General features: G+C 51.8%; 10 protein-coding genes. 8 read left to right on the top strand and 2 right to left on the bottom strand.

Annotated elements, in window-relative coordinates:
• The first annotated feature begins 39 nt into the window (after positions 1-39).
• From gyrA to WHS46_09810, 3 genes are read left to right on the top strand one after another with little or no spacing between them, the layout of a single operon-like run.
• Positions 40-2,463: a DNA gyrase subunit A gene (gene gyrA / locus WHS46_09820; protein MEJ5348971.1), complete on the top strand. Its 2,424-nt coding sequence runs from the start codon at positions 40-42 to the stop codon at positions 2,461-2,463.
• The gene (locus tag WHS46_09815; GenBank protein MEJ5348970.1) at positions 2,460-3,485 is read left to right on the top strand and encodes an NAD(P)H-dependent glycerol-3-phosphate dehydrogenase; all 1,026 of its coding nucleotides are present in this window, start codon (positions 2,460-2,462) and stop codon (positions 3,483-3,485) included. The genes gyrA and WHS46_09815 overlap by 4 nt, the downstream gene beginning before the upstream one ends.
• 36 nt (positions 3,486-3,521) lie before the next feature.
• Positions 3,522-4,919, top strand: coding sequence for a HAMP domain-containing sensor histidine kinase (locus tag WHS46_09810; GenBank protein MEJ5348969.1), 1,398 nt, complete (start codon positions 3,522-3,524; stop codon positions 4,917-4,919).
• Between the two features lie 26 nt (positions 4,920-4,945).
• Here WHS46_09810 and WHS46_09805 read toward each other — a convergent pair whose 3' ends face one another.
• On the bottom strand, positions 4,946-9,652 hold the full coding sequence (locus tag WHS46_09805) for a hypothetical protein (protein ID MEJ5348968.1): 4,707 nt from the start codon (positions 9,650-9,652) through the stop codon (positions 4,946-4,948).
• Positions 9,653-9,747: 95 nt separating this feature from the next.
• Between WHS46_09805 and WHS46_09800 the strand changes: the two genes are divergently transcribed.
• Positions 9,748-10,230 carry a phosphatidylglycerophosphatase A gene (locus WHS46_09800; GenBank protein MEJ5348967.1) on the top strand — a complete coding sequence of 161 codons (483 nt, stop codon included), beginning with the start codon at positions 9,748-9,750 and terminating at the stop codon, positions 10,228-10,230.
• Here WHS46_09800 and WHS46_09795 read toward each other — a convergent pair.
• Positions 10,188-10,919, bottom strand: a complete 732-nt coding sequence (locus tag WHS46_09795) for a VanZ family protein (GenBank protein MEJ5348966.1) — start codon at positions 10,917-10,919, stop codon at positions 10,188-10,190. The genes WHS46_09800 and WHS46_09795 overlap by 43 nt on opposite strands.
• Positions 10,920-11,421: 502 nt before the next feature.
• Between WHS46_09795 and WHS46_09790 the strand changes: the two genes are divergently transcribed.
• The 4 genes from WHS46_09790 (at position 11,422) to malQ (ending at position 17,459) form a co-directional block, all read left to right on the top strand.
• Positions 11,422-12,510, top strand: coding sequence for a trypsin-like peptidase domain-containing protein (locus WHS46_09790; GenBank protein MEJ5348965.1), 1,089 nt, complete (start codon positions 11,422-11,424; stop codon positions 12,508-12,510).
• Positions 12,511-12,636: 126 nt separating this feature from the next.
• Positions 12,637-13,416: an enoyl-CoA hydratase-related protein gene (locus WHS46_09785; GenBank protein ID MEJ5348964.1), complete on the top strand. Its 780-nt coding sequence runs from the start codon at positions 12,637-12,639 to the stop codon at positions 13,414-13,416.
• A 92-nt stretch (positions 13,417-13,508) separates the two neighbouring features.
• Complete coding sequence (gene gpmI / locus WHS46_09780; GenBank protein ID MEJ5348963.1) at positions 13,509-15,167, top strand: 2,3-bisphosphoglycerate-independent phosphoglycerate mutase; 1,659 nt, start codon at positions 13,509-13,511, stop codon at positions 15,165-15,167.
• A gap of 63 nt (positions 15,168-15,230) precedes the next feature.
• Positions 15,231-17,459, top strand: a complete 2,229-nt coding sequence (gene malQ, locus WHS46_09775) for a 4-alpha-glucanotransferase (GenBank protein MEJ5348962.1) — start codon at positions 15,231-15,233, stop codon at positions 17,457-17,459.
• The last annotated feature ends 148 nt before the right edge of the window (positions 17,460-17,607 follow it).

Genomic DNA, 17,607 nt, shown 5'->3' with positions numbered 1-17,607 from the left:
TTTCGAAAGATATGGCATTGATTGCCAAAGAGGATTCGTATGAGTTTACCGACTGTCAATATCGAGGATGAAATCAAACTCTCGTACCTTGATTACGCCATGAGCGTGATCATCGGCCGGGCTTTGCCTGATGTGCGCGACGGCCTGAAGCCTGTCCATCGGCGCGTCCTTTACGCCATGTACGAACTCAAAAACGATTACAACAAGCCTTACAAAAAATCCGCGCGCATCGTCGGGGATGTCATCGGTAAATACCATCCTCATGGTGACGCGGCGGTCTACGACACCATCGTGCGCATGGCTCAAGACTTTTCCATGCGCTATCCTTTGGTGGACGGACAAGGCAACTTTGGATCCATTGACGGGGATCCTCCAGCCGCCATGCGTTACACCGAAATCCGTATGGCTCGTCTCGCCCACGAGTTTCTCCAGGACATTGAAAAAGAAACCGTGGACTTTCTGCCCAACTACGATAATTCCCTGAAGGAACCCTCGGTTCTTCCCACTCGAGTGCCCAATCTTCTCCTCAATGGAGCTTCCGGCATTGCCGTGGGGATGGCCACCAACATTCCCCCCCATAACATTACGGAACTGTGCCGCGCTCTTCAGTGGCTTCTCAAAAACCCCGAAGCCGGCGTTCGGGACCTGATGCGTTACATTCCCGGGCCTGATTTCCCTACAGGCGGCTTTATCGTGGGAACCGAGGGCATTCGGGAAGCCTATGAGACGGGCCGCGGTCTCATTCGCGTCCGTGGACGAGTGGAAATTGAGGAAACAGGCAAAAGACGCCAGATCCTTATCACGGAATTGCCTTTTCAAGTGAACAAAGCCAGGCTCTTGGAACGCATCGCCGAGCTGGTGAAAGAAAAAAGGATTCAGGGGATTCAAGACATTCGCGACGAATCCAGTCGCGAAGGCATGCGTATTGTCCTTTCGCTCAAGGCTGGAGAAAACCCTCAGGTGGTTGAGAACCAGCTTTATAAGTTCACGGCCGTGGAATCCACCTTTGGAGTCACCTTGTTGGCCGTGGTCAATAATCGTCCGGAACTTCTGGATCTAAAAAGCCTTCTGGAACACTTTTTAAATTTTCGTCGTGACGTGGTGGTGCGAAGGACCCGTTACGAACTGCAGCAGGCGGAAAAAAGGGCCCATGTTTTGGAAGGCTTAAAGAAGGCTTTGGATCATTTGGACCAGGTCATTCAATGGATTCGATCGGCTCCCAACCCTGCAGCGGCCAAGGAAAGATTGATGACCTTTTTGGAGCTCAGCGAGGTCCAGGCCCAGGCTATTCTGGATATGCGCTTGCAGAGATTGACGGCTCTGGAAAGAGAAAAAATCTTGAACGAATACGAACAATTGCTCAAGGATATTGAACGGTTTCGAGCCATTTTGGCGTCTTCGGCCTTGGTGGACGAGTTGATCCATCAGGAGCTTCAGGAGATCATGGAAACGTACGGAGATGCCCGCCGAACGGAAATCCTGGGCGAGGCCCGGGATGTTTCCTTGGAAGATCTTATTCACGAAAAAGAGGTGGTCGTCACCATTTCCCATGCAGGCTATGTGAAAAGAACGCCGGTGGACACCTACCGAAGTCAGAGGCGCGGAGGCAAAGGCCGAACCGGCATGAGTATTCGCGAACAAGACTTTGTGCGGGCTCTGTTTACCGCTTCAACCCACGACTACCTGTTGGTCTTTACGTCCCAAGGGCGTGTCTATTGGCTGAAAGTGTATGCCATACCCGAAGTGGGGCCGGCATCCATGGGAAAGGCCATTGTGAACCTGTTGCCATTGCAGGAAGGCGAAAGGGTGGCAACGGTCATGCCGGTGAAGAATTTCGACCAGGACGGCTTCGTGGTTATGGCCACGAGAAACGGCGTGGTCAAGAAAACGGAACTGAGAGCTTTTGCCAATCCGCGCAGCACTGGCATACGTGCCATAGGTATCGATGAAGGGGATGAACTGATTGCAGCCTGCATGACGGACGGCAAGAAGGATCTCTTCTTCATGACGCGCGCCGGAAAATGCATTCGTATTTCTGAGGAGACTGTGCGGCCTATGGGCAGGGAGGCTCGAGGAGTCAAGGCCATGGAACTGGCAGGAAGCACGTTGGTGGGCATGGACACCATCGAAGAAGGCTCCTCCATGCTGGTTGTGACGCGCAAGGGTTTTGGAAAAAGAACCTCCTCTTCGGAGTACAGGGTGCAGGGTCGAGGGGGTCAGGGGGTCTTGAATCTGCGCATCACCGAGAAGAACGGTGAAGTGGTGGCGTTTCGTCAGGTTCGAGAAGAGGATGAGGTGCTCCTGATCACCAACACGGGCCGACTGATTCGCCTGAGAGTCCAGGACATTCGAGAGATGGGTCGATCCACCCAAGGTGTCAAGCTCATGGACTTGGACGCTTCGGAAGAAATTGTGGACGTAGCGGTGGTGGCGGAAGCGGATGAGGAGGAGACATCTCTGTGAGCCGCATAAATCGCATAGGGGTTATTGGAGCTGGAAGCTGGGGGACCACTCTGGCTCATCTTTTAGCCGAAAAAGGTTACGCGGTGTCCTTGTGGGTCTTTGAAAAGGACCTGGTTAAAGCCATTCAAAAAACCAGGGAAAACACACTATATCTTTCCGGGTTTACTTTGAGTGAACGGATTGATGCGTCGGGAGATATCGAGGAAGTCACGCGAGGGCGGCGTTTGCTGGTGATGGTGGTGCCTTCCCATGTTTATCGATCGGTGGCGGTTCAAATGATCCCCTATCTGGAAAAGAACGCGGTAATTGTTTCCGCCACCAAAGGCATCGAAAACGAAACGCTTCTGACCATGTCCGGAATCTGGAAAGAACTTCTGCCGGAATCCTTGGGAGTCCGTGTGGTCACTCTGGCAGGGCCTTCCTTTGCCCGTGAAGTGATGGAAAAGACGCCGACGGCTGTCACCGTGGCCGCCGAAGATTTGGAAACGGCTAAAGAGGTTCAGCACGTTTTTCACACGCCTTATTTTCGAGTGTACACAAGTCCGGACAAAGTGGGTGTAGAACTGGCCGGTGCTTTGAAAAACGTTATCGCCATTGCCGCAGGAGTCTGCGATGGCTTAGGTTACGGCCTCAATACTCGAGCGGCTCTTATCACACGAGGTCTGGCGGAGATTACTCGGCTGGGGGTCCGTTTGGGGGCACATCCCCTGACCTTTGCGGGCCTTTCAGGCATCGGGGATCTGCTTCTCACCTGCACCGGGGACTTAAGCCGTAACCGCACGGTGGGATTTCGCTTGGGACGTGGGGAATCGCTTGAGGAAATTTTGGCGGACATGACAATGGTGGCGGAAGGGATTCGAACCTGCACCTCCGTCTATGCGCTGGCCAAAAAGATGAACGTGGAAATGCCCATCTGCGAACAAATGTATAAGATCCTACAGGAAAAGAAAGATCCTCGCCAGGCCGTCTGGGACCTTATGGAAAGGGACCTCAAATCGGAGCTGGAATTTCCTCTCTCTTGAAAAGCTTAAAAGGCACACAAAGGAGCCGTAAAAACGATGGGCAGCGAAGTCCTTGAGCACATGGCGGCGCGGGTTCGTGAAAAAAAAGAAGCCTACGAACGCTACAATTTTGAAAGACTTCAGGAAGAAGCCTTCGCCACTTTTTTTGACTTGGCTCAAGAATTCACCAGCTTGGAAAACCTTTACCTGATCTGCATCACGGTGCCCAAAGAATTTTTCGGCTTGGAAAGCCGTCTCTATGTGTTGGATCACAAGACAGGTCGACTGGAAAAAGTCTGCACCAGTGAAGAGGGCCTCATCGAGGGAAGGGAACGAACCCGAGGTGTCCCGACTTTATCCGAAAACATTGCGGAAACGGACCATTCCTATATTCTTCCCATTCGCGGCAATGTGGCTCTAACCCAATGGCTTCCCTTAACCGGTCAAAGCCCCATTCTCGGGCTCTTTGAAATCTACCCCAAAGAACGCATTGATGAAAAAGAGCTTTTTTTTCTGGAAAAATTCAGCAACCGCATAGGGTATAACCTGCATCAAAAACTGCTGTTTCAACAAAACATTCAGCACATAAAATTCATCAATCAACTGGTCGCGGATATTGAGCACAATGTCATTTCTCCGAATCTTTATTACAAACTTTTTCTGATCCGCCTGAAGAAATCCCTAGAAGATTATCGAAAGGTCCAGGAAGAGCTTCGAGACCTTATTATGTTCATTCAAACGGATGACAGCAGCCTTTGTCGAGAACTATGCGAGCTGTATCACAGTTTGGCCACCCACAACGACGTTTTGGAGGAAGAGTATCAGGCCTTAAAGAAGCATTATGAACATTCCAGTCTTTTTCTGGAAACCTTGCTGCGGCGGGATCATTTTGAGAAAGGCACCTATGTTTTGCGTCGACAGCCATGCAATTTTAGAACGGAGATCATTCAGCCTATTTTGGAGCGTTACCAGCCGCTGTTTGCCAAGGCAGGCATCATGGTGGACAACAAGCTGGAAGATATTCCCGACGAAGAGGTGACGCTCCTTGTGGATAAGGGGCTGATTTCTCAGGTATTTGAAAATCTTTTTTCCAACGCCCTCAAGTACACTCGGGAAGTGGAAGACTCTCGAGGGCAAAAGATCAAGTTTGTTTCCTATCACCGAAAAATTTTGAAGAACCATTTCGGTGAAGGGGTGCACGGGGTTCAATTCAGCATCTTTACCACCGGTCAGCCTCTTTCTGCCGAGGAGGCGAAGAGGCTCTTTGATGAAGGGTTTCGAGCCTCCAATGTGGGTCGTGAAAGAGGCACGGGTCATGGTCTTCATTTCGTCAAAAACGTGGTCGAGATTCACGGTGGTGAAGTGGGGTGCGAACCGAAAAAGTACGGCAACACCATCTATTTCATTTTACCGCTTAAGGAACCTCAAGAAGTTCCCTCTTCCGAAAGCCCGTAACGAGGTTGTTCGACGGGGAGCAGTGCCTAGGATGATGGGCTTTGAAGCTGCGTGTCGATATACGAAGCGATCATGGCTTCGTATTCCTTGCCCACATAATGTCGGAATCGAAAAAGTTCTGTTTTCACCGAATTCCAGTAGGCCGTGAGAGATCTCGGGTCTTTCAGCGCGTAAACCTTTTCCGCCACCTTTGTTAGGAATTCGTCTCGAAGTCGGCTTCGATGATGATCCAGCATTTCTTCGATAAGAAAATGATCCTCTTCGGAAAGGACCGCTCTGGATAAGGATTCGGATAAACGCGTGCGAAAGTGATCCAGTTCTTCAAAGGAAGTAAGGCCTGCCAAAGCCTTTTGAATATCGAAAAGGAGCTCTCGGCTGATTTCCTCCATACGTTGATGATAGACAACCTTAAGATGCTCCAGCTGTTCCGGTGTCATAAAAGGAGAGGAGTGCATTTTTTTCATCTGTTCTCGGTACATTTGGCGAAGATCTTCGTGAGTTTTGGCGCTGGAGATGGCGTGGAGCAGGGATTCTACCTGAAGGCTTCCGCGAAGACTGAGTCGGACTCCCGGCCCGAATGGGCTGGTTTCGACCAGAAGGAAATAAGTGACGGTTTCCCAGCAGGCTGTTTCTGATATCCATGTGGACGGGTTTTCAAGAATAAGATCTCGAAGATAGTCTTCCAGGACTTCGTGACGATAGCGAACCATCTGGCTTAAGGGGCGAAAACTTACAAGCCCGCCGCGGGGCATGCTCGTGAGGTGTCGGTGGTAGGCCATGAAACCGATGGCCAGCAGCTTCAGGCAGGCTGGGACGGAAAGGAATGGAGGAAAATGCTGGAAGTCGTAGATACGAAAAGAGCCCCCTAAAGGGTCCAGGCTGAAGAGAATGTAGGTTCGAAGGGATGAGTCCATGTGCTGGAGTGTTTCTAGGATTTCCAGGGCCTTGGCAAAGTCCTTGTTGAAGTGTTGCAATCCGAGGCTTCGAAGTCCCTTTTGATGATGAATGAAGGCTATGGGGACATTCATGGAAGCCATTTGCAGGTCTTGAAAGTCTACCCAGGCGATGCCCATAAGGCGCAGGAGTCTCTCAAAGGCTTCGATTTGGCGCCCGCACCAGAGAGCTTCATCGTCGTCTTCTATTTCTTGGGAATAGACAGGGGGCAGATCCTTTCTTGAGCTGGAAAAAGCCAGGAGTCTGGGAACGGATTCCGATCCGTGAAGAAAGGCCTGACCTTTTTCGCGGATTTTTTCAAGGCGGTCTTGGTGCCAGGAACCACCCGTTTTGATCACATGAAGACATTGGTGGCGGTATTCCAAAAAGAGATCCAGAAGATCCTCGGTCAAAAGCCCTTCTTCCACGGAAGCGGCTGCAAGAACGGCGTGAAGCACGAAAGCGTCCAGAAGATCCTTGTCTTTGTTTTGGACCAGGAGTTCCAAAGCTGTTACGGGTTCCGAACCCTGAATGACATGGCCCATGAGGCCGTGATGGCGGATAAGTTCAAAGGTCAGGTCTCGTACTTCTTGGGAGAGATTGTATTGATTGAGAATGCCGCGCAGTTGAAGAATACGGGCACTGCGTTCGGCATGGGTCCAGACACGTCCGAGAATCTTGTACTGTTCTGTATAGATTTCAAGCTTGCCCAGATCTTGAAACAGCAAGGCTAAGGTCAAGGCCTGGATCAGAGCCGGCCGCTCTCGATGAAGACGTTCCAGAAAGTGTTCAAGCGTTTCCAGTTGATGGTGTTTGGCTCCGATATCTTCAGTCGCCAAAGGACCGAATTCCTGTTTGGCCTTTTGGTAGAAAGTGTTGAGGTCTTGAAAGCTGTCCCTGTCTTTATGGATAAGGGATTGAAATTTTTCAAGGCAACGCATGATGTACGCACCGACGGACTGGCGTTTCCGTGCCGGCCGGTGTTCCATAAGCTGACCGAGATGATGCAGGTCAGGCATGACAAAACGCAGCACATTGGGGCAGTGTTCGACCAAAAGACGAACGGTATCGAAGACTTCTTCCGGAACAAGTATCTGAGAAAGAAAAACCCGACGAAGACGATCTTCGATGCTCGCCAGCCGCAGACCCATGACAGGCGGGCTGGGGGGGCCTTCCTGATGCACGTCGGCTTCCTTCCCCCCTTCCTCCGACAAGTACTGCTTGTAGCTTGAAATTTCGGAAAAAAGTCGTTCCAGGTGAGCCACATCCGTGAAAGTCACATCCTTGAGTTTACGGGATTCAAACTGGCTCAATAGATTTTCCATAAGTTCAATGTTTTCTTGAACATCCACGTAAGAAACTTCGAGAGCTTTGGTCACCGAATCATAGGTGAGTCGTAAACCTGAATCGTGCAAAAAGGCGGGATTGCCTCGAAGCAGGGTTTTTCGAACTCCGTCCAATTCCCGCCAATGCATGGTTTCAACGGGAAGGTTTTCCAGAGCCTGCCGAATCTTTTGCAGACGGACCTCCTGTTTATCTCGTGGAAGGGATCCCAGTAAAGGATTGAAATTCACAATACGATGCGGGCTCACCTGTACCGCCACCCACAGCAGCTTGAATCCGCATTCAGGACCCAAGGAGGGGAAAAGATGGCCTGTGCCGTGAAATTCTGTCTGCAAAAATTGCCGGAAAAAAAAGGTTTGTCTGGGTATGGAGCTGTCCTGAAACCGGGATCGAAACCGGTCCACCATTCCGGCCAATTGAACCATCTGTTCAACTTTCCTGATTCTTTCCGGGTCGTAGTCGCACAGGACCTCCCTTTCCAAGGGACCTTTGTCCAGAAGTTCGTGCCAAGAATTGAGGAAATCAAACAGATTGAAAAATTTGAGCATTTCGCGAAGAGCCTTGTACTGAACGCCGCCCATTTCGCTGATACGCTGATCTTCCAGGGTGTCCCAGTCCAGTTGAGGGTTTGTGGCTACGCGAACGGCGTCGTGATAGATGCGAAACACCTCATCGATCTGCACGGAGGAGAGCGGATGTCCGAAAGAGGCTGCTATTTCGGCCACGCTCATGAGACGGCAAATCCGCAGTTGATCCACAACCTCATGGAGTTTGGCTTCAGCGGCTGCATCGGTAAGAGGTTTCAGGTTGCGGGCGGGCATCTTGCCGAGCACAATGCGGCTCATGGCGCTGTGTCCTGTGACGATCAGGACCATTTCCCGAAGCTGGGCAGGGGTGAAGCCGTGAAGGGATAGTTTTTCCAAGTTTTCAAGAACGGGTGTCAAGGACCCTTCCAGAAAATCCGGGTTCAGGGTTTCCTCGATGGCCTGCAGTTTATCCATTTGCCTTAAAAGTTGTCGAACCGGCAAAAACCCGTGTTCGCTCAGTTCCGTGCGCCGAAACGGGTTGATCAACCGATCCCTTTCCACTTCGCCCACATGAACCCATCGCCCGTCACGTATATGGGCCAGAGCGTGCAACACCTCGAGCACATAACGAAAAGAATTGCGGTAGGAAGCCGTCAGGGTAGGGTGGCATCCCATCATCCCGCTTTTCTTGGCGCTCTCTTCCACATCTTTTCGAGATACCGGTACTTGGCGAGGCGTGCCGGTAAAGACTCCCACCTGGTTCGGCGACGCGTCCAGCAATCTCAGGCGCTTGTGCCAATTTTCCCGCGCAACCCAGGTGCCCACGGTGTCCACCAGATGGAGATCAAAATAGGGAGCGAAGGCCTTTTCCCAGAGCATGGCCCGGGATTTTCTGTAGGGAAACGGCAGAGGGTGATCCAGGTACGGCATTCGGTCGATATCTAGGAGAGAAAGTTTAAGAATGTTGGAGACATTAAATGTTTCCTGAATGAAATGGTCCGTCATAGGGTCATGGTGCACATAGCACTGAAAATCCAAAGGGTGGACCGTAAAGGGATGATCCTGTGAGGTGTAACGCTTGTGCGTCTTGAAGGCGTGCGTAAAGAGCAGGAATTTTTTGAATTCCTTCTCCGAGAGGAATTCCACATGGTAGTCCTTGGCTTCGGTTTCGCATTTTGAATAGTCGACCAGAACAAGAATCTTTCCGGAAGGTTCCAAAAGGTCGTAAATTTTTCCCGCCATATAGCCGGCGTAGCGAAAAAGACGTCTTCTTTTCCGCATGGGTCGTTTGGGTTTTGGAAGCGGTTGTCCGATAAGGTATTCATAAGGATCACGCGGAAAGATGGCGACGTCGAAAAGAGTGCGCCAGGCGCGAAGTTTTCGAATGTCGTCCAGGATTACAAGCCTGTGATTAGACAGCCGGGCGGTCAAATCGTGAGCGATAAGGTCTTTAGTTGTGGTAAAGAGCGCCACATCCAGTTTTTCGGAACCCGTGGCTTGTACGTGGTCGAGGATGACCTTTTCCACGGCTTCCGCCTTGAATCTCACGTCCTGAACGGACTGAGCCACCAGGTTGATGGGGATAAGGTAATAGCGTGTCCCCTGCCTTGAAAAGCGCATAAGAAGTCCGAGCTTCTTGTAAATCTCGTTCAGCCGATCCGCGTGGCGAATGATGTTTTGACGGTCGTTCAAGTCGATGCGTTCAAGAAAGTCGTAGTCGTCGTTGCTCAGTTTGTCTTGTTCCACCAGACCGAAACCGTACGCGTTGCCGCCATAACGGCTCATGAGAAAAGACGGATGGTCCTGAGCCGCAAAGGTTCCCATGGGAATGTCTTGCGGGTTGATGCCGTAGGAGGCATACTCGTGTGGATGAATGATTTGAAACGTAGACGGCGGATTCTTCGCATCAGAACTTCGGTTGTCGTTCATGGAAAACCTCAAGCCGCACAAGCCATTCTGACCCCGTGCCCACCTTAGAGGGCTTTATTCCGGATGAATCGCCCCGGCAAGAGCAAGGAGTCTTCATGACCTCTCAAAAGAAAAAACCTTCGCAGTCCTTGGCCTTGAAAGTGGCTCGGCTGGGTGTTCTTGGCAAAGCCTTCGTAGCTCCAGGAACCGTGGCCACCATCGGTGCCGGCGTTCCTATGGCGTACGTGCTTTCCTTGGTGCCCTATGGATGGGCTTGCGCGTTTCTTGGCATTTTCTTTCTTGGAGCCTGTTGGGTGGCCGAAGAGGCGGAAAAGGGTCTGGGGCGCAGGGATCCTCAGGAGGTGGTCATTGATGAGCTTGTAGGGTTTCTGTTCACCACCATTGGAATTCCGATGACACCTCTTTCCATGATCCTTGCAGTCCTTTATTTTCGAACCATGGACATCCTGAAACCCTGGCCGGTTTCTGAGATCGATCGGCACCTGAGGGGTGGGCTTGGTATCGTGGCCGATGATGTGGCTGCCGGGCTTTATGCTCATGGACTTCTCGCACTGACCTTAACGTTTGTCCATTCTTGAACGGGCTTTTCCAATCGAGAGGGGTGCCATAACGGGGCCCATTGAAGAAAGGCAAGCAAGCCCGCCGAACCGATGCAAAGCCCGATCACATCGAGAAAAACATCCAATAAGCTGCAAGACCTTCCGGGCACCCAAGACTGATGCCACTCATCGCTTAAGGCAAAAAGGATTCCTGGAATAAGGATTCCCAACACAAAACGCAAAAGGCTTCGGGTTTGAACACTCGGAAGTCGAAACCATCCCCAAAGGAAAGCGAAGCAGGCGTAGAGGACAGGATGAAAAGCATTGCCCGAGACCGGTAAGGACACACCTTTGAAAGGTTGATGGGACATGGCAACAATGAAAAAGGCATAAAGCCCCACGGGAACCGCACGCATGAAAGTCGAACCCTTGGCTTTTGAATCATGCCGTGAAGCCCAAAGACAAAAAACACAGCCCAAGGCAAGCACAAAAAAAGGAACCAAACGTTCCAAATGGCGAAAGGTAAGATAGCCCTTGAGAAGAAAGGCGCCGAAAAAATGCATGGCAAAAAGGACCGCCAGCAGGGTCCAGGGTTTGATGTCACGTAAGCGCCGGAGGCAGGCAAGAAAAAAACCTTTGATCACGAACAAGGCGGACAGCCCAACGGAAGACTTCGGCGTTTGCCTAACGGAAGTGTTTCTGTTAGTTTGCAGGCGAATCGTTGGCATAGAAAAACTCCATTAAGAGCCGTGTAAGAAATGAAAGATACCCTTGTTGGCAGGTGGGATCAAAGCATTTGTGAGGGAACGTCGCGAAGAATCGTCTGGATGCGTCAACACCGCTTTTGGGTTCCGTCTGCGCGAGAATGTTGAGGGGATTTTCTCGGCTTCCAGAGTCTTGCTTCAGGGGAAGGCCAAAACAAACAAAAGAAGAGTCAGGTGAAAGTGCAACGGTTAAGTTGCGAGTGTCACTGACATCGTTAAGTCATTGAGTCATTAAGTCATTGAGTCACTGAGTCATGAGAAAGTGCAACGATTAAGTTCCGAGGATCACTGACATCGTTAAGTCATTAAGTCATTGAGTCGTTAAGTCATTGAGTCACTGAGTCATGAGAACGTGCAACGGTTAAGTTGCGAGGGTCGCTGACGTCATTAAGTCATTAAGTTAGTGAGTCATGAGAAAGTGCAACGGTTAAGTTCCGAGGATCGTTGGCAAGGGAGGTGCTCAGGGATGCGGAAACGACAGTGGTGGACCTGGGTCTTGGGGCTCGGGGCGGTGTTGATGCTTCTTCCAGGCATGGCGTGGAGCCTCACGGAGGATGAAAGGAACAACATTGAACTTTACGAGAGGCTATCTCGAGGCGTGGTGAACATTACGAGTACGGTGTTGGAACGAGACTTTTTTCTCAACATCATTCCTCGCCAAGGGGCAGGATCCGGGTCAGTGATCGATGACCGAGGCTATATTCTCACAAATCATCATGTCATTGAAGATGCGAGAAAACTTGAGGTGACCTTGTACAGTGGAAAAAAGTATGCTGCAAAATTTATCGGTTCGGATCCTAACAGTGACATTGCCGTATTAAAAATCGATGCGCCCAAGAAAGAGTTGACGGTCATTCCCATGGGTAGCTCCAAAGATTTAAGAGTGGGGCAGAAAGTTCTGGCTATCGGAAACCCCTTTGGCTTAGGCCAAACCCTCACCACAGGCGTGGTCAGTTCCGTGGGAAGAACTCTGAGAGCTCCAGGAGGCGCACTTGTCGAAGATGTCATTCAAACCGATGCCTCCATCAATCCCGGCAATTCGGGAGGACCTCTCATTGATTCTTCCGGTTACATGATCGGTGTCAATACGGCCATCTTTAGTCCCACAGGAGCCAATGTGGGCATAGGTTTTGCCATTCCCATCGACACCGTAAAACAGGTGGTTCATGAGCTTATTGAAAAGGGCTATTACAGCTATCCATGGATCGGGGCTACCCTCATGACGCTTCACCCCAATTTTGCCGAAGCGCTTCAACTGAAAGTCTCCACGGGAGCCATGATTGTGGAGCTTGTCCCGGGAGGCCCGGCGGACAGAGCAGGACTGCGCGGCGGGAAGACGCGGGCTCAGGTGGGCAACACGATCATCATCGTCGGTGGGGACATTATCGTAGCGATTGATGGACAACCTGTTGAAAATACGGAAGATTTTATGAGGTCCATGCGGCGCTATCGACCTGGGGACAAGGTGGTCCTCGACGTGGTCCATTGGGAAGGAGATCGGGATCGTGTCAAGGTGGTGTTGGGCGAAAGACCCCAAAGTTTACGCATGAGATAAGAAAATTTGCATGGGTTCGGTAGAGCGTGTCTTCCAAAAGGTTCTGGAACCCAGGTCTGTGAAGCCTGCTCTTGGCGGGCTTAGCCACATGAGGGAGTTATCAAACACTAAGGGAAGGAGACGGCCATGAGTTATGAGACCTTGCTTGTGGACATTGGTTCGGATCATGTGGCGACCATCACGTTGAATCGCCCCAATCAATTGAACACATTCACCACTCCATTGGCGGATGAACTAACCCAAGCCTTAAGAGCTCTTGACGCCGATGCCAAGGTGCGAGTGGTCATCATCAAGGGTGCCGGAAAACACTTTTGTGCGGGGATCGATGTCAGTGAAATGAGTGGAAAATCGGCCATGGAACTGCGGGCCTGGATCGAACGCATGGAAACACCTTTGGTGACCATCGGTGAAATGAACAAGCCCGTCATCGCTCAGGTGCACGGGGTGGCTGCGGCCAACGGAGCCGGCCTTGTGGCGGCATGCGATTTGGCCATCGCCGCAGAGACGGCTCGCATTGGGTTGACCGCCATCAACGTAGGTTTGAATTGTGTGGGTCCTGTCATCCCCGTTTCCAAATCCGTAGGACGAAAAACGGCACTGGAAATGCTCCTCTACGGTGAGCTCTTGGGCGCGAAGGAAGCCCAGGCTCGAGGTCTCATCAACCGGGTTGTTTCTGCGGAGGAGTTGGACAAGGCGGCCCATGAATGGGCGGCGGTGTTGGCACAAAAAAGCCCGATAGCCGTCCAGATCGCCAAGAGAGGCTTTTATGTGGCTGCGGACATGGAATACCACAAAGCCTTTCAGTACATGAACGAGGTCTTTGCTCGGTTGTGCACGACGGAAGATGCCAAAGAAGGGGTGGCGGCTTTTATGGAAAAACGCTCACCTGTATGGAAGGAACGCTAAGAGCCTGGTCGCAGCAGGCAGGGTCATCATTTGCCAAGAACTTCCCGTTTAGGTGTGGGAACGGGTGTTTGCAAACGTCAAGGAAGGAGCCCATGAAACCGAGTCGTCTTTTGCCGAAAAACGGGCCTCGCCCCCTGGTGTTGGTGATCATGGACGGCATCGCCTACGCGTCCAATACGGAAGGAAACGCTGTGGCCAATGCCTATACACCACACCTGGACTGGCTTTTGAGTCACTGTCCTTACACCCTGCTCAAGGCCCATGGGACCGCTGTGGGACTTCCCAGCGACGGAGATATGGGAAATTCCGAAGTCGGACACAACGCTTTGGGAGCGGGCCGAGTCTATGCTCAGGGGGCTCGGCTTGTCAATGAAGCCCTTGCGACAGGCCGCCTGTTTGAGGGCAAGACATGGCGAAGGCTCATGGATTTCTGCCGAGAAAACCAAGGAACGCTCCATTTCATCGGGCTCTTTTCCGACGGCAATGTGCATAGCCATCTGGACCATCTTAAAAAGATGCTGGAACACGCCGCTCACGCGGAAAAGATTCCGCGATGTCGATTGCACATTCTTTTGGACGGACGCGATGTGGGGGAAACATCGGCCCTGGAATATGTGGTGCCTTTTGAAAAGTTTCTGGAAAACCTGAACCGCTCGGCCGGCGTGGACTATCGTATTGCCAGTGGTGGCGGGCGCATGGTCATCACCATGGACCGCTATGAGGCCAACTGGGATATGGTGGCTCGAGGCTGGAAAACCCATGTGGCAGGGGAAGGCCGGTTCTTTGCTTCGGCGGTGGAAGCCATCGAAACCTACCGCAAGGAAATTCCTGGAGTGATTGACCAAGACCTACCGCCTTTCGTCATTGCCGATTCCACGGGCCCCATAGGGCCCATCAGGGATGGTGATTCGGTGATCTTTTTTAATTTTCGAGGAGACCGGGCCATTGAAATCAGCCGGGCTTTTGAAGAGGAAGATTTTGACAAGTTTCCGAGAGTTCCCTATCCCAAAGTGGCTTATGCGGGAATGATGGAATACGACGGCGATTTGCATATTCCCAAAAGCTATTTGGTGGAACCGCCTCATATTGAAAAAACGGTCAGCGAATTTCTTTGTGCAGAAGGACTGAAGCAGCTCGCCATCAGCGAAACCCAAAAATTCGGCCATGTCACCTATTTTTGGAACGGAAACCGCTCTGGAAAATTCAACGAGACGCTGGAAACCTATGTGGAGATTCCATCGGACCGTGTGCCTTTTGAGCAAAGACCCTGGATGAAAGCCGCGGAAATCACTGATAAGGTTGTAAGGGAGATCGTGTCCGGAAATTTTGATTTCATTCGCCTTAACTTTGCCAATGGTGACATGGTGGGGCACACAGGAAATTATCAGGCGGCGATTGTTGCGGTGGAAACGGTGGATCTGTGTCTCGGAAGGATCATGAAAGCCGTGAAAGAGGCGAATGGCCTTCTTCTGGTTACGGCGGATCACGGCAATGCCGACGAGATGTATGAAATGGACAAAAAAACAGGGCGAGCCAAACGGGACGCCCAAGGTGTTCCCAAAGCCAAGACGGCCCATACGCTTAACCCCGTATGGTTCATCGTCTACAGCCCCTTGGAAGGGCTGAAAATCCAGTTGGATCCTTCCGTGAAAAACCCCGGCCTCACAAACGTTGCTGCGACCCTCATGCAACTGCTTGGTGTGAAACCACCCGAGTTTTACGACCCGGCGCTCCTTGTTTTTGAAGAGTGAACATAGAAGCTGAACATTGGCAGCTCCCGAGAGGGGGCTTTGAGAATAAGGACGGAGGCGGTCTTGGAACAAACGTCCAAAGGGAAACGAGCGCTTTTGAAGTTACTGGCGGTCTTGTGCGGCATTGAAACCTGCTACGAAGACGCCTGGGGAAAGCGCCATGAAGTGGAGGACGACACGCTCAAGGCCCTGCTGGCGGCGTTCGGGTATGAGGTGGAAACATCAGAGGATTTTCTAGACATTTTTCATGATCTTCAAAAACGATCCTGTCGACGCCTGTTAGAGCCTGTCCAAGTGGTCCCTGGAGCGATTAGTCCTGTATCCGTCATTGTGAATGTGCCGGAATCCTTTGTGTATGGTCGATACCGATGGCTTCTTCGCTTCGAAGACGGCTCGGAAGCCCAGGGAGAAGGAACCCTGGCGGCCTTGCAGCATCTGGATGAGTACGGTTTTCAAGAAAGCCGATACGTGCGCAAGCGTCTTGATCTTTGCGTTCCTTTAGCCTGTGGGTACCACGACCTCGAACTGCACGTGCAGGGGAGTTTCGGGGAGAGAATGGGCAGGCAGCGATTGATTCTAACACCGTCCCGTGCGTATGTTCCGCCGTCCCTGCGTTCCGGAAGAAAGCTATGGGGTCTGACGGGCCAGCTCTATAGTGTTCGGTCGCATACCAACTGGGGTATCGGTTCCTTTTCCGACCTGGAGGCGCTTATCGATTGGGCCGCCGAGGTCGGAGCCTCGTTTGTGGGGATCAATCCTTTATGCCTTTTATTCCCGGAAGATGCCTCCAAGGTAAGCCCGTATGGACCGTCCAGCCGCCGATTTCTGCAGCCATGGTACGTGGATGTCGAGGCTGTTACGGAATTTTGGGAATGCGAAGAGGTTCGGCGTTGGTATGCGGAAAAGAACATTGAGGAGAAACGGCGAAAGTGTCAAGAATGTTCCTTTGTGGATTACGATGGTGTCTGGGCCTTGAAACGGGAGGCGCTCCAGAAACTCTTTGCTTTTTTCCTCGAACATCACCTGAGAAGGGGATCCGATCGAGCCCAAGCTTTTCAGAGCTTTGTCACCCAAGGGGGTGAAGATCTTCAGAACTACGGAGTGTTTCACGCTCTGGACGCCCATTTTCGCCGTCAAGATGCATCCCTTTGGGGATGGCATCTTTGGCCGAAACCCTATCAGGATAAGAACGATCCGGCGGTCCGTGACTTTGCCGACGAACACAAGGAATCGATCACCTTTGCCCAGTATGTGGCATGGATTGCTCGAGAACAATTGGCCCGGTGCGGCCATCGATCCTGGGAACGAAACCTTGCGGTGGGGATCTATGGAGATTTGCCTGTAGGGGTGGACCCTGCCGGCCTGGACACATGGCTGGATCCTGAGATTTACGCCTTGAAGGTACGTCTTGGAGCCCCTCCGGATGACTTCAATCCCAAAGGACAGGAATGGGGAGTGTGTCCCTTTCTGCCTCACGTGCTCAGAGAAAAGGCCTATGAACCCTTTGTGGCCCTGCTTCGCGCCAATATGCGCGAATTCGGTGCACTGCGCATCGATCATGTGATGGGGCTTATGCGTCAGTTTTGGGTTCCGGGAGGACAGGAGGCTCGTTTCGGGGCCTATGTGCGTTATCCTTTGGAAGATTTGCTGGGTGTTGTTCTTCTTGAAAGTCAACGGAACCAGTGCGCCGTCGTGGGGGAAGACTTGGGAACGGTTCCACGACGCATTCGAGAGGCCATGGAAATGGCCGAGGTGTTTGGGTGTCGTCTCGGCCTTTTTGAAAGGATGAAAGACGGATCCTTTCCTCCACCGCACCATTATCCCCGTCACTCCTTAGCCTCCTTTGCCACACATGATCTTCCGACCCTGGAAGGCTTTTGGAATGGGACGGACCTTCGGGTTCGAAGGCAACTCAACCTCTTTCCTAATCCTCAGGTGCGAAAGGCCATGGTTCGAGGCCGCGTCTCGGATAAAAAAGCTTTGCTTTCGCACCTAAGCTCCTGGGGCTACCGAGAGGAGTCATCAAAGCTAAAGACAAAAAATCCCGAGGAAAAAGAAGGTCGATCCCAGGCTCGAGCGGCCGCGTTCTACCGTTATCTGGCTGCGAGCGAATCCAAGCTTTTGGCGGTTTCCTTGGAAGACCTGTGCGGCATGGTGGAGCAAGTGAATGTTCCGGGAACAGTTCATGAACATCCCAACTGGCGCCGCAAACTCCCCTGGGACCTGAACAGCCTCAAAGAGCACCCCAGGGTTCGTGCCATCATCTCAGCCATTGTTGAAGAGAGACCCTGAAAGTCTAACAACGAAACATGGCTGGAGGACAAAAGAAAGGCCGTGGGTTGTGGGGTCTCCTTCTGCGGCCGATCATGGTCCAAGCGATTCTTTTGGCTTGGCGAAAAGCTTGCACAAGTCGAGGACCATGGCTGAACGTCAAAGAATA

Origin of the sequence: Desulfosoma sp., from assembly GCA_037481875.1 — a bacterium.
Classification (GTDB): domain Bacteria; phylum Desulfobacterota; class Syntrophobacteria; order Syntrophobacterales; family DSM-9756; genus Desulfosoma.
Note: the sequence above shows the minus strand (reverse complement) of the source record. Positions and strands in the feature narration are given on the sequence as shown.